Below are 14,513 nucleotides of genomic sequence, written 5' to 3'. Positions count from 1 at the left end.
TATATGTTCTATATAAAGTGGGAGGAAGATGAAGTTGGATATATTAAAGCATGTACTTGTGCCCCAGCATGAAGTTTTGAAAGAAGAAGAAGTGGAAAAACTGCTAAAAGCTTACAATATTTCAAAAGAAAGCCTGCCACGAATAATTGTTGACGATCCTGTTGTAAAAGCAATAGGGGCAAAAGAAGGAGATGTGATAAAGATTATAAGAAATAGTCCGACTGCTGGAAAAAGTGTTGTATACCGCCTTGTTGTGGCAAAAGGGATAGAATGAGAGAGTTAATAGATGCTTTTTTTAGAGAAAGGAGCATAGTAAATCATCACCTTGCATCCTACAATGACTTTCTCGACAGAAGACTTCAGGAAATAATAAATACTACAAGGGTTGGAGAGGGAGAGGAAGAAAGGCTTGAAATGGGGTACATTCATCCAGAGGTAGAAGGATATAAGATAAAGCTCGGTAAAATAAGGGTGGGGAGACCTTCTGTAAAGGAAGCAAATGAGGTGGAGCATGCTATAACACCCGCAGAAGCAAGGTTGCGTGATTTAACTTATGAAGCCCCAGTATTTCTTGAATTTATTCCTGTGATTGGGGGGAAAGAAAGAGATGACCTTGCTGAAGAAGAAAAGATAGGAACCATCCCCATAATGGTGAAATCCAAAAAATGCAATATATCAAGAGAAATTCTGGAACAGGATGCTGGAAGAAAGTTGAATAAAGATGAATATGAAAATAAATTAATTGAGATGCAGGAAGACCCTCTTGACCCGGGAGGCTATTTTATAATAAATGGTACAGAAAGAGTTTTAATTACCCTTGAGGATCTTGCACCAAACCGTGTTCTTACTGAAAAAACGGATAGATATGGATATGTTGTTGAAAGTGCGAAGGTTTTCTCTCAAAAAGAAGGTTTTCGTTCGCTTGTATCGGTTGAAAAAAGGAAAGACGGAATATTGATGGCAACTCTTCCAAATGTTGCCAGCCCAATTCCTCTATTTATTTTATTAAAAGCTTTTGGTCTCGATAATCAAACGATATTTGATAACATGGCTTCCTATCCAGAGACGGAGGTTTTTATTTATGCAAACATAGAGGCATGTGAACAGGAATATGAAGTTAGAAATGAAGAGGAAGCAATTGAATTTCTAGGGAAAAAAATAGCGGGTGGTCAGGCAAAAGAATATAGAAAGGAAAGAGTAAAGGAGTTGTTGGATAAAACCCTCCTGCCGCATCTTGGAAGCGAAACATCAGATAGAATAAAAAAGGGTGTATTTCTTGCAAGAATGGGAGAAGCTGTGTTGGAGCTTGCTCTCGGTTATAGGGAAGAGGACGACAAGGACCATTATGCGAACAAAAGGTTGAGGCTCGCCGGCGATCTGATGGAAGATTTATTCAGGGTTGCTTTTGTTGCACTCTGCAAAGATTTAAAATATCAGGTTGAAAGATTGTGTGCAAGAGGGAAAGAATTTGATGATATAAAAATAAAGCATCTTGTAAGGGAAGATGTATTTGATCAGAGAATTCATCATGCGATGGCAACTGGAAACTGGGTTGGTGGGAGAACAGGTGTGAGTCAATTGCTTGACAGAACATCGAATTTATCTACGATAAGTCATCTCAGGAGAGTAAATTCACCTTTAACCCGCTCCCAACCACATTTCGAAGCAAGAGATTTACATTCTACGCAATGGGGAAGACTTTGCCCGAATGAGACACCAGAAGGGCCAAATTGTGGACTTGTAAAACATCTTGCCCTTACAGTTGAAATATCAGAAGGCTATCCAGAGTATAAAGTAAAGGAAAAGTTAAAGGAACTTGGAGTTGTGGAGGTTAAAAAGGGGTTTAAAGGTGCAAGAGTTTATCTAAACGGTGATTTAATAGGAATCCATCCAGATGGAAAGAAACTCGCTGAAGAAATAAGAAACAGGCGTAGAAGTGGTGATGTTGATAGGGAAATAAATGTTTGCTATTATGAGGATAGCAATGATGTTGTTGTAAATTGTGATGCTGGCAGACTTAGGAGACCATTATTGGTTGTAAAGAAGGGAAAATTGTTATACACAAAAGAAATGAGAGAAAAAGTGAAGAAAGGAGAGCTTGGTTGGAGTGATTTAATAAGAATGGGAGTTATTGAGTATATAGATTGTGAGGAGGAGGAAAATTCCTATATAGCGGCTTATGAAGAAGAATTGAACGAAAAACACACGCATATGGAAATTGATCCTGTATGTATTCTTGGCGTAGGTGCAAGTTTAGTTCCATATGCGGAACATAATTCCTCACCGAGAGTTACGATGGGTGCGGGAATGGGAAAGCAATCGCTCGGTTTCAGCGCCTCAAACTATAGGAAAAGACCTGATACAAGAGGACATTTACTTCACTATCCAGAAGTCCCTATGGTAAAAACATTTACCCAAAAATATGTAAATTTTGAAAGGCGGGCGGCGGGCCAGAATTTTGTTGTTGCAGTGATGAGCTATAAAGGATATAATATGGAGGATGCTTTAGTTATGAATAAGGCATCCATTGAAAGGGGGCTTGGAAGAAGCACATTTTTCAGAACATATGTTGCTGAAGAGCAGCGATACCCAGGCGGGCAAGAAGACCATTTCGAGATTCCTGACCCCGAATGCAGAGGAGTGAGAAGTGAGGATGCATATAACTTTTTATCAGAGGATGGCATAATAACACCTGAGTGTGAGGTCAAAGGGGGAGATGTGCTTATTGGAAAAACATCGCCACCCCGCTTCCTTGAAGAGCCAACAGATGTTCTTGTGCCGCAGAAAAGAAGAGAAACATCAATAACAGTAAGACATGGTGAGGAAGGAGTGGTTGATACTGTTGTGATATCTGAATCATTGAATGGAGCCAGAATTGCAAAGATTAAGGTAAGAGATGAAAGATTGCCAGAACTTGGAGATAAATTCGCATCAAAACACGGGCAGAAAGGAGTTATTGGTTTGATAGCTCCTCCAGAGGATTTACCATTTACCGCTGATGGTATAGTTCCTGATTTAATAATAAATCCTCATGCAATTCCGAGCAGAATGACGGTAGGGCACGTGCTTGAGATGATAGGTGGTAAGGTTGGATGTATGGAGGGAAGATTTATTGATGGCACACCATTTTCTGGCGAACCAGAAGAAGATTTAAGAAATGCACTTGTTAAAAATGGCTTTAAGCATAATGGAAAAGAAGTTCTTTATGATGGTGAAACAGGAAAAATGTATATTGCGGATATATTTGTTGGAGTTATATACTACCAAAAACTTCATCATATGGTGGCTGGCAAAATACATGCGAGAAGCAGAGGGCCGGTGCAGATATTAACAAGACAGCCAACTGAGGGGAGGGCGAGAGAAGGAGGATTGAGATTTGGAGAAATGGAGAGAGACTGTTTAATAGGGCATGGCGCATCGATGATAATAAAAGAAAGATTACTCGATGAATCAGATTCAACAGTTCAATATGTTTGCGAAAATTGTGGGCACATTGCATTTAAAACAAGAAGAGGATTCTTGAAATGTCCGATATGTGGAGACGATGCAAAAATATATCCTGTTGAAATGAGCTATGCATTCAAATTACTCTTAGAAGAGCTTCAATCTCTAATGATAGAACCAAAATTAATTTTGAAGGGGTTGGTTTAAATGGTTAGCATCTCAAAAAAACTTATAGGAAAAATTGAATTTGGGTTGCTATCTCCGGAAAAAATAAGAAAGATGTCCGCTACAAGAGTCATAACCCCAGATACATATAACGAAGATGGCTTTCCAATTGACATGGGTCTTATGGATACAAGGCTCGGGGTAATTGAGCCAGGGCTTAGATGCAAGACATGCGGGCAGGGAGTTAGGGATTGCCCGGGTCATTTTGGTCATATCGAACTTGCGATGCCGATAATACATGTTGGTTTTGTAAAAACAATATATAACATAATGAAAGCAACATGCAGGAGTTGTGGAAAAATACTCCTTACTGAAAAGGAGATGGAAAAATACAGAAAGGAATATGAAAAAACTATTAAGATAGGAGAAAGCACTTCATATCTTGCAAAAGAACTTGCAAAAGATGCAGAGAAAACAACTACATGCCCATACTGCGGAAAGGAAAAATTGCCCGTTGATCTTGACAAACCAACAACTTTCAGGGAAGGCGGGCACAAAATGACGCCTGCTGAAGTAAGAGAATGGATGGAAAAAGTTAGCGAAGCTCTGGGAGATGATTTAAAGCTGCTTGATATAAATCCAGAATTTGCACGTCCTGAATGGATGGTACTAACAGTTTTGCCAGTTCCACCTGTCACAACCCGTCCTTCAATAACTCTTGAGACAGGAGAAAGAAGCGAAGATGATTTAACCCATAAATTGGTTGATATTATAAGGATAAATCAGAGATTGCAGGAGAATAGGGATGCGGGCGCCCCCCAGCTTATTGTTGAAGACCTGTGGGAACTTCTTCAATACCACATAACCACTTATTTTGATAATCAAACCGCAGGAATACCTCCAGCAAAGCATAGGAGCGGAAGGTCATTAAAAACACTCGCGCAAAGGCTTAAAGGAAAGGAGGGAAGATTCAGAAGCAATTTATCTGGGAAAAGAGTAAATTTTTCATCCCGTACAGTAATTTCACCTGATCCAAATATAAGCATAAATGAAGTGGGCGTGCCCATAGTTGTTGCAAGGGAGCTAACTGTGCCAGTGATAGTAAATTCCTACAATATAGAGAAAATGAGGGAACTCGTAAGGAGGGGGCCATCTCCGACGCCGCCTGCGGGTGTTGCGTATGTGCCGGGAGTTAATTATGTTATAAGAGCCGATGGGAGGAGGATAAAGGTTACGCCCGAAAATGCTGATGCTGTTGCTGAAAAACTTGAGATAAATTCAATAGTTGAGAGGCAATTGCAGGATGGAGATATTGTTCTTTTCAACAGACAGCCCTCTTTGCACAGGATGTCAATGATGGCTCATAGGGCAAGGATTTTGCCATTTAAAACATTCCGCCTCAATCTTGCAGTTTGCCCACCTTATAACGCAGACTTTGACGGAGATGAAATGAATCTTCATGTTTTGCAGAGCGAAGAAGCGAGGGCGGAAGCAGAAATTTTGATGAAGGTGCAGGAGCATATTTTAAGCCCGAGATTTGGAGGAGCAATAATAGGAGCGATACATGACCATATTACAGGTTGTTTTCTTCTTACATATAAGGAGAGGGAATTCAGCAAGGAAGACACGATAGATATTCTTTCATCTGCTGGTTACAAAGGAGAGGTAAAGGATAAAATGAATGGGAAGGAAATATTCAGCAAACTTCTTCCAAAGGGTATAAATCTTGAATATAAGGCAAAAACATGCATTGGGTGCGAAAAGTGTTTAAAGGAAAAATGTCCATATGATGCATATGTAATCATAAGAGACGGCGAATTAATATGCGGTACAATAGATGAGAAGAGTGTTGGTGCATTCAAAGGAGAGATAGTTGAGTATATAGCAAGAAAACTCGGCTCTGATAAAGCAAGTGAATTTATTGATAAACTCACAAATGTGGCAATAACAGTTGTTAGCAAACTTGGCTTTACAACTGGTATAGATGACGAAGATATACCTGAAGAGGCAAGATTGCAGATTGAAGAGCAACTTGAAAGGGCAAAAGAGAAGATAGAAGAGCTTATAAGAGCATATAATAATGGGGAGCTGGAGCAGATACCTGGAAGAAGTCTCGAAGAAACACTTGAAATGGAGATAATGCGTGTAACTGGAAGAGCCAGAGATCAGACAGGAGAAATAGCGAGCAAGCATCTGGGCATGGACAACTCAGCTGTTATAATGGCGAGGTCAGGAGCGAGGGGAAGCATGCTCAATCTAAGCCAGATGGCGGGATGCCTGGGCCAGCAGGCGGTGAGGGGTGAGAGGATAAATAGGGGTTACAGAAATAGAACTCTTTCACATTTTGAGAAGGGTGATTTGGGAGCAGAGGCAAAAGGTTTTGTTACATCAAGTTATAAGAAGGGACTGAAGCCTACCGAATACTTTTTCCATTCGATGGGAGGAAGGGAAGGACTTGTTGATACTGCAGTTAGAACTTCGAGAAGTGGATATATGCAGCGCCGCCTTATAAATGCTCTTGAAAATGTGAAGGTTGAAGAAGATGGAACTGTAAGGACAACGACGGGCGAGATAGTTCAATTTATTTATGGTGAAGATGGTGTTGACCCGATGAAAAGCGTTAAAGGAAAAGCTGTTGATATAGATACAATAACAGGGTGGTCATAATGGCTAAGGCAAAAAAGGAATTTGGCACTGAGGAAAAGATAAGAAAATTACTGGAAGAAAAGAATGAATATTTGCCAGATAAAATAATAGAGGAGCTTGTCCAAAAAATTGAGAAAAATGGGCTTAAGAATAAAATAGATAAGTTTGTGGAGATTGCAATTGAAGAATACAATAGAAGCATTATTGAACCACATGAAGCATGTGGAATTGTTGCAGCCCAGTCAATAGGAGAGCCAGGCACACAGATGACGATGAGAACATTCCACTATGCGGGAGTGGCTGAAATAAATGTAACTCTTGGATTGCCAAGGCTTATTGAGATAGTAGATGCAAGGAGTGAGCCATCTACGCCAATGATGAATGTTTATCTTGAGGGAATGTATAAAGTTAATAAAGAGAAGGCAAAGGAAATAGCAAATAAAATTGAAATAACACGCCTGATAGATGTTGCGGATGTAGAAGCAGAAATTAGCAATATGAGGATTGCTATAATTCCTGATAAAAAAGCGATGGAAAGGAAGGGAATAAAAATTTCTGAGATAATTGATGCAATAAATAAAGTTAGCAAGATAGAAATTAAGGAAGAAGAAGGTAAGATATTCGTGATACCCGAAGAGGAGAGCTATCGCGAATTAAGAAGGGTTCATGAAGAAGTTAAAAGTGTAAAGATAAAAGGTTTGGATGGGATAAAAAGGGCTATTATAAGGAGAGAAGGGGATGAATATGTTATTTATACCGAAGGAAGCAATTTTGAGAAAGTTCTTGAAATAGAAGGAGTTGATAAAACAAGAACAACAACAAATGATATCCATGCAATTTATCGCGTGCTTGGCATAGAGGCGGCGAGGAATGCAATAATAAATGAAGCTTATTCCACACTGCAGGAGCAGGGTTTAAATGTAGATATACGCCATATAATGCTTGTTGCGGATATAATGACAACAGATGGAACAATTCGCCCCATAGGGAGGCAGGGAGTTAGCGGTGAGAAAGGCTCTGTGATTGCAAGGGCTGCTTTTGAAATTACCGTAGATCATCTGTTAAGGGCAAGCAGGCGTGGTGAAATTGATGAATTAAGGGGTGTTGCGGAAAATATCATAGTTGGCCAACCAATTCAGCTTGGAACAGGCTCTGTTGAACTTACAATAGATATAAGGAAGATGGGAGAGGTGAAGAAATGATTGAAAAAGAATTGCTTAGAGCTGTTAAAACAGGAAAAGTGATTTTTGGTAGCAAGATGGTTATTAAGAAGATGGAGGAAGCAAAGGCAATAGTTATTTCTTCTGATTGTATTGAAAAGGAAAAAATAATGAGCATTGCAAAGGATAAGCCCGTATATGTATATAATGGGAATAATATAGAGCTTGGAAATGTTTGTGAAAAACCATTTGGAGTAAGTGCTCTTGCAATAATTGATGAGGGAAAATCAGGTATTCTTTCATTAATTGCGGGATAAAATGAAGATAAAACTTACACAGGAGGAAATGAATTACATTAATATAGCGGAAGGTTTTATTCACACACCAATAATTGATTGTGTTGGAAAGGAGGACAGAATAACATTTATCGTTGAAAAGGGCAGGCTTGGAAAGGCTGTTGGAAAAGAGGCAAAGAATATAAAAAAACTGGAGGAAATTTTCAAGAAAGAAGTTAGAATTGTTGAATATGACACAGATATAAAGCAATTCATAGTAAATTTATTCAAACCATTTAAGTTAGATAAAATAATTTTCGATGAAAAAGAAAAAAAAGCAAGTGTTGTTGTAAATCCAAACGATAAAGGTAAAGCAATCGGAAAAGATGGAAGAAATATAAAAATAATAAGAGAGATAGCAAAAAGACACCATGATATAGAAGAACTAAAAGTATTATGATATGAGAAATTAAACAAATTTTTTCAAAAAAATATATAAAGGATATGCTATACATTTGTGCTTGATTTGCTGTTCAATCCAAGAAGTGTTGCAGTTATTGGGGCGTCACATCATGAAGGCAAGATAGGACATACCCTGCTAAGAAATATTGTTCTGTCTGGGTATAAAGGCAAAATATATCCTGTAAATCCAAAGGGTGGGGAAATTCTTGGCTTAAAAGTTTATAAAAGTATGGATGAGATAAATGATGAGATTGACTTAGCTTTAATAGTTGTGCCTGCAAATGTTGCAGTAAATACAGTTGAAGATGTTGCAAAAAAATCAAAGTTTGCAGTAGTTATAACATCCGGCTTTTCAGAAATTGGAAACATTGAAGGAGAAAAAATTTTGATTGAAAAAGCAAGAAAATATGGAATGCGTATTCTTGGGCCCAATGTATTTGGTATATATTCAGGAATTGCACCGATAAACGCAACATTTGGACCATCTGAAATAAGGAAGGGAAATATAGCAATCGTAACTCAATCAGGGGCTCTTGGAATTGCAATGATTGGAAAAACCGCTGAGGAAAACATGGGTTTATCAGCAATAGTTTCTCTTGGAAACAAATCTGATATAGATGAGGTAGATGTCCTCTCCTATCTCTTTAAGGATGATTTAACAAAAGTAATATTCCTTTACATTGAGGGCATGAAAAACGGGCGAGAATTTTTGAGTCTCCTCTCAAAAAGACCCCATGAAAAGAAAATAATCATTCTCAAGTCAGGAAGAAGCAAAGCAGGAGCAAGGGCGGTTGCAAGCCACACGGGCTCGCTGGCGGGAAGTGACGCAATATTCAGCGCTGCCTTCAGGCAGGCTGGCGTGCTGCGGGCGGAGAGCCTGGAGGATGGGCTTAACTGGGTTACAACCATAGCACTTTCTCCTGAGCCGGCTGGGAAAAATGTGGTTATTGTTACAAATGGAGGAGGGCTGGGGGTTATAGCTGCGGATGCATGTGAAAAATACGGGCTCCATCTTTTTGATGATATGGAAGTTCTTAAGAAAACTTTTCAGGATGTTATACCATCTTTTGGTTCATATCGCAATCCAGTTGATATTACAGGGCAGGCAAGAGGAGAGGATTATAAAAAAGCGCTTGAAAGAGCCTTTCAGGAAAATAGTATTCATTCAATATTAGCCCTTTACTGTGAGGCTGGAGATTTGACTCCGCAGGAAATAGAGAAGGCAATAATTGAAACGCACCCGAAATATAATAAGCCAGCGCTTTATGTAATATTTGGAGGAAAAGAGGCAAGTAACTTGATTAAATCCTTAAATATGCGTGGAATACCTGCGTTTAGTGATGTAGAAGATGCTGTTTCATCGCTATATGCTTTGTATAAAGTTTGCGAAAAGCCCGAAGAAAGCAAATTTGAGGAAATTGGGATGAATGAAAAAAGAATAAGGGAAATAGTAGATATTGCCATAAAAGAAGGAAGGGATAAGTTACTCTCAAACGAGGCAAAGGAAATAATTTCATGTCTCAATATAGATGTGCCCTCTTTTGCTGTTGCAAAAAATATTGAAGAAGCAATATATCATGCAAATAGAATTGGATATCCTGTCGCAATGAAAATAATCTCTGAAGATATAATTCATAAAACAGATGTTGGGGGTGTTGTGCTTAATATAGATGAAGAAAAGGAAATAGTAGAGGCATATGAAGCAATAATGGAAAACTGCAAAAGAAATGCTCCAAAGGCAATGATAAGAGGGGTAGAAGTATCAAAGATGGTTGAAAAAGGTGTTGAAACAATAGTTGGTGCTACAACAGATGATTCGTTTGGAAAGGTTATAATGTTTGGTCTTGGAGGAGTTTATGTGGAGGTAATGAAAGATGTTTCTTTCAGAATTGCCCCTGTATCAAAAAACGAGATAAGAAAAATGATAAAGGAAATAGAATCATATCCCCTGCTTGAGGGGGTTAGAGGGGAAAAGAGGAAGGACATAGAAAGTGTAGTAGACGCAATTTATAAGATAGGAATGCTTGTTACAAAATTTGATGAGATTCAGGAGTTAGATATAAATCCTTTAATGGTATATGAAAAAGGCGTGAAAGTGATTGATGCGAGAATAAGTATAAAGGTGAAAAAATGAAAAAAATAGTTGTATCCTCGCTGGATAAAAAATCGGGAAAGAGTGTAGTGGAGATAGCAATGGGAAAATGCCTGAATAAAAAAATAGGGTATATGAAGCCCATAGGAAGCAATCCAGTGCATAAGGGTAAAAAAATTATTGACTATGATACCCTGCTATTTAAAGAAATTTTCAACATTGATTACAGTAGCGAGGAGATGTGTCTTGGATTGCATCATTCAAAAATATTGCATTTTTATCCAGATGCAAGGAAGGAATTCATGAAAAGATATGAAAAACTTTCATCTGAAAAGGAATTTTTTATGATAGAAGGAGGAGAATATATATGGGATGGAGCATTTATAGGAATGGATGCATTATCACTTGCCTCCATGGTTGATGCACCTCTTATTTTTGTTTTGTCCGGTGATTATTATGAGATACTTGATAAATTATGCTATGTAGAAAAAATATCCAAAAAGGCGGGAATAATAATCAATAAGGTTAGAGAAAATGTTGAAGAGATTGAAAAAGAGGTTTTGAAAAGGAAAATGAAATTTTTTGGTTACCTGCCGTATATTGAAGAACTTAAAAAGATAAGAGTTAGTTATCTCGCTGAAAAAATTTTTGCAAAAGTTATTGCTGGTGAAAGCGGGCTTAACAAAGAAATTGAAAATGTTTTTATAGCTGCTTTGTCCGCTCCTGAAATAAAGAGGCATCCGGATTTTGGAAAAGGTAAAAAGCTTATAATTACTGGTGGGGATAGGACGGATGTTATAACAGCATGCCTTGAAGAAGATACTTCATGTATATTGCTTACAAATAACATAGTTCCTCCCACAACAATAGTTGCCAAAGCAAATGAAAAGGAAATACCTCTTCTTTCAGTAAGGCAGGATACATATACTGTTGCAAAAATGATTGATGGCTTGCAGATGGCGATATTGCCAGATGAAAAAAAGAAAATAGAGGAAATTGGAAAAGCGGGAAGAAAATATCTTAAAATTGATGAAATAGTTTCATGAAAGGATTAATTGTTCATGGTGGCGCATGGAATATACCAAAAGAGTTGCATGATGCACACCTTAAAGGATGCAAAAAAGCAGCGGATATTGGTTATGAATATTTAGATGAAAGTGCCTTAAAGGCGGTTGTTGAAGCTGTTGCTTACATGGAGGATGATGAAACATTTGATGCAGGCATCGGTTCATTTTTAAATGAAGAAGGAGAAGTTGAGCTTGATGCAATTGTTTTTGATGGTAAAAATAGAAGATTTGGCTCGGTATGTGGTGTAAGGAGGATAAAGAATCCTGTAAGAATTGCAAAGTTGATATGTGATGAGGAAAATTTTTCTATATTGATAGCGGACGGAGCTGAAAAATATGCGAGCGAGAAAGGTTTTGAACTGATTGAAAACAAAGTTTTAGTAACTGAAAGAGAAATCAAAAGATGGAAGGAAATGAAAAGCAATAATTCAAAACCATCAATGGCATTTTCCACAGTAGGATGTGTTGCTGTAGATGCATATGGAAATATTGCATGTGCTATTTCAACAGGGGGAACACCGATGAAGAAAAGAGGAAGGGTTGGAGACACACCAATTCCTGGGGCGGGCGCATATGCGACACCTCTGGCGGGCATATCTTCAACGGGTTACGGTGAAGCAATTTTAAGAGCAATGATTGCAAAAATTGTTTGTGATTTGATTGAGAAAGGATATGATGTATTTTATGCTTGCAGAGAAGGAATAAAGAAGTTAGCGAGTTTTGAGTATGGGCTTGGAGGAGTAATAGCAATGAATAGCAGAGGAGAATATGGCTTCAGTTTTAATACACCCCATATGGCAATGGCATTTAAGAATGAGGAGGAAAGTTTCTGCAGGATTTAACTTCTTTCTACTTCAATTTCCTCAAGTTCCTTCCTCTTTGTCTCATAGGGTTTTGTAAAAATAACAATAAGAAATGCAATCAATGGGTAGAGCGCAGTAAATGTCCAGAAAAATTTCATATCAGTTAATATTCTGAGCAATCCAGATATTATAAGAGGAACGATGATATAGGAAGGGCGGGCTGTTGTTGTTGTCCATCCAAGACATGAGCCTCTTATCTCTGTTGGAAATATTTCTGGCAGATAAACTATTATCCATGTATACATGAACATGAAAAAGAAATAGGTTATGGGGAAAATTGCAAGGACAATGTTTCCAGGAGAAAAATCTATTAAAATCAAAAGAATTGCAACAGCAATACAGCTGAAAGCAAGAGTTTTTCCTCTCCCTACTTTATCCATCATCCATCCTGCAAGAAATCCAGCAAATATGCATAGAACTTGGGCAACCAAGAAAACAAGCAGAAATGTGTTTTGAGAATAATTTTTTATATCCTGTAAATAATGACCCACATATTTCAGATGGAATGATATTGCCAGCCAGCAGAACCATATTGCTGTGCCTATCACTATATATCTGAAATCCTTCTTCTTTATAACACCTATCCCAAAGAAATGTTTTTTTCTTATTCCTTTTTTCCTCTCCTCCTTTATTTTCTCGTATCTTTTTGTTTCTCTCATGAAAAGCCAACCAAAAATAATAAGAAGCATGAATACAAAACCAAAAGCATAAATTCCTTTCCATCCAAATCTTGGAATTATTATAAATGAAGCAATTGGCGCCAGTGGAATCAGGCTAATGCTGTAAACAATACCCATTAACTTCCCTCTTGAGCTGGCTGGGGCTTCTTCCTCAACTGGTATTGTCCACATGTTGGAAACAAGAGCGAAGTTTATGATTGCATAAAAAATCATGAATAAATGGAAGGAGTTTGCAAAGTAAAAAATGGCAATGGATGGCAATCCCATCATCAGAAGAAGAATTAAAATTGATAGTTTCCTCCCTATAATATCATTCAGTCCATTTAGGAGAAATATAAAAAGAGTGGGTATAAGATACATTGCTTCCCACATTGAAAACTCAAAATCCTTTATTGAATATTCAGCGAGCAGGTGCGGAAGCGCCACCGCTATGGCTGTGGAAAGATACCAGTCAAGCAGTGCAACAGATCCCATCAAAATCACAAGATAAATTAAATATTTCCTGCTCTGTTCCTGCATGGAGTTAAATCTTTTCTGTTTATAAATTTTAATAAATTTTTAAATCAAGTATAAAATCTTCAATTCCATCAGCTATTTCATCCCATTTTTCGATAAACCAGTGGCATCCTTCATAAATCAATAATTTTCCTCCATATTTATCTGCTATTTTTTTAACCATATCTGGAGGAGATAATCTATCATCTTTCATCGCAATGAAAAGCATAGGACATTTAATCTTCTTTTCATCAACCGCTATTTTATTCATTGCTACTTCATATGCAACCTTTGATGAATCATTCCTCATTTTTTCATGTGCCTTCCTTGCTTTTTCCTCATCTATACAATTAAATATATATTTTCTTGCAAAAGAAAAATCAGGTTTAAATGGCTTTTTTGAAATTATTTTTGGAAAGTATTTTAATGAAGCAAGCATGGCTTTTTTCCCAAATTTTATTCCTTTCGGAGGAGCCGAGGAAATGGCAATACCCGCTTTTATTCCCTTTTCTTCAGCAATCTTTTGAACAAGAAGCCCGCCAAGAGAATGGCCGATAACAATGTCTCCTTTTCTTACATTTCCTTTAACCAATTCAAGATAATCGTAAAAAGATGCATTTATTTTATTTATCTCTTGTAAATCCATAGATTTGCATTTAAATCCCCTATCTTCAAAATATTTCACAAATGGCTCCCATATTTCTGGATAGGACCACATTCCATGAACAAATACAAGCATTGATAATAATTTAAGAAGGATTAAAATATTTTTTCCTTGTATTGTCAAGTAACATCGGTAACATTTTTTGAAAAATATACATTGGCAGGATAATCATGGATACCCATGTGGTATCTATGATTGTTAAACCATTCAATAAATTCCTGAAGTAATAAAAGAACATTTTCAAAAACTTTCTTCAATTTCAGAAATTCTTCATTGAAAGTTCTTATGGCTCTTTCAATCTTTCCTTTTGCTTGTGGATAATAGGGAGGAGTATATTCAACTTCTATACCTTCTTTCTTACACCATTTTTCAATAGTTTCTTTCAAAGAACGGGTCACATCTTCTGTTTTTATTCTATCATAAATGTTACAGTGTAATCTTGAATTACCATCAATGACTATTAGAGCATATTGTTTTCTCCCCTCTATATTGAGTGGACC

The 14,513-nt window shown here is 37.4% G+C and carries 12 protein-coding genes; 9 read left to right on the top strand and 3 right to left on the bottom strand.

The genetic code is table 11. The features are described 5' to 3' along the window. Positions 1–34 precede the first annotated feature (34 nt). The 9 genes from H5T45_03895 to H5T45_03855 are packed head-to-tail and all read left to right on the top strand — an operon-like array spanning position 35 to position 12,153. On the top strand, positions 35–274 hold the full coding sequence (locus H5T45_03895) for a DNA-directed RNA polymerase subunit H (GenBank protein MBC7128858.1): 240 nt from the start codon (positions 35–37) through the stop codon (positions 272–274). After that, positions 271–3,651, top strand: coding sequence for a DNA-directed RNA polymerase subunit B (locus tag H5T45_03890; GenBank protein MBC7128857.1), 3,381 nt, complete (start codon positions 271–273; stop codon positions 3,649–3,651). Before H5T45_03895 ends, H5T45_03890 begins: the two co-directional genes overlap by 4 nt. Then, the gene (locus tag H5T45_03885; GenBank protein MBC7128856.1) at positions 3,652–6,276 is read left to right on the top strand and encodes a DNA-directed RNA polymerase subunit A'; all 2,625 of its coding nucleotides are present in this window, start codon (positions 3,652–3,654) and stop codon (positions 6,274–6,276) included. After that, positions 6,276–7,457, top strand: coding sequence for a DNA-directed RNA polymerase subunit A'' (rpoA2, locus tag H5T45_03880; protein MBC7128855.1), 1,182 nt, complete (start codon positions 6,276–6,278; stop codon positions 7,455–7,457). Before H5T45_03885 ends, rpoA2 begins: the two co-directional genes overlap by 1 nt. Next, entirely contained in the window at positions 7,454–7,732 is a 279-nt protein-coding gene (locus H5T45_03875) for a 50S ribosomal protein L30e (GenBank protein MBC7128854.1), read from the top strand. Before rpoA2 ends, H5T45_03875 begins: the two co-directional genes overlap by 4 nt. 1 nt (position 7,733) lies before the next feature. Continuing rightward, entirely contained in the window at positions 7,734–8,150 is a 417-nt protein-coding gene (locus H5T45_03870) for a NusA-like transcription termination signal-binding factor (protein ID MBC7128853.1), read from the top strand. A gap of 57 nt (positions 8,151–8,207) precedes the next feature. Further along, positions 8,208–10,286, top strand: coding sequence for an acetate--CoA ligase family protein (locus tag H5T45_03865; protein MBC7128852.1), 2,079 nt, complete (start codon positions 8,208–8,210; stop codon positions 10,284–10,286). Next, complete coding sequence (locus H5T45_03860; protein MBC7128851.1) at positions 10,283–11,290, top strand: AAA family ATPase; 1,008 nt, start codon at positions 10,283–10,285, stop codon at positions 11,288–11,290. Before H5T45_03865 ends, H5T45_03860 begins: the two co-directional genes overlap by 4 nt. Next, entirely contained in the window at positions 11,287–12,153 is an 867-nt protein-coding gene (locus H5T45_03855) for an isoaspartyl peptidase/L-asparaginase (protein ID MBC7128850.1), read from the top strand. The genes H5T45_03860 and H5T45_03855 overlap by 4 nt, the downstream gene beginning before the upstream one ends. On the opposite strand, the gene H5T45_03850 is transcribed toward H5T45_03855, so the two are convergent. The 3 genes from H5T45_03850 to H5T45_03840 are packed head-to-tail and all read right to left on the bottom strand — an operon-like array spanning position 12,150 to position 14,399. Beyond that, positions 12,150–13,373, bottom strand: coding sequence for an MFS transporter (locus H5T45_03850; GenBank protein ID MBC7128849.1), 1,224 nt, complete (start codon positions 13,371–13,373; stop codon positions 12,150–12,152). The genes H5T45_03855 and H5T45_03850 overlap by 4 nt on opposite strands. A gap of 28 nt (positions 13,374–13,401) precedes the next feature. Beyond that, positions 13,402–14,088 (bottom strand): alpha/beta hydrolase, encoded by a 687-nt coding sequence (locus tag H5T45_03845; GenBank protein MBC7128848.1) that lies wholly within the window; start codon positions 14,086–14,088, stop codon positions 13,402–13,404. Between the two features lie 44 nt (positions 14,089–14,132). Then, the gene (locus H5T45_03840) at positions 14,133–14,399 is read right to left on the bottom strand and encodes a transposase (protein ID MBC7128847.1); all 267 of its coding nucleotides are present in this window, start codon (positions 14,397–14,399) and stop codon (positions 14,133–14,135) included. Positions 14,400–14,513: the final 114 nt, after the last annotated feature.

The sequence above is a fragment of the Thermoplasmatales archaeon genome, from assembly GCA_014361245.1.
In the GTDB taxonomy this organism is placed as follows: Archaea; Thermoplasmatota; E2; order UBA202; family JdFR-43; genus JACIWB01.
The sequence above is the reverse complement of the archived record's forward strand: the minus strand, read 5'-3'. Positions and strand labels throughout refer to the sequence as shown.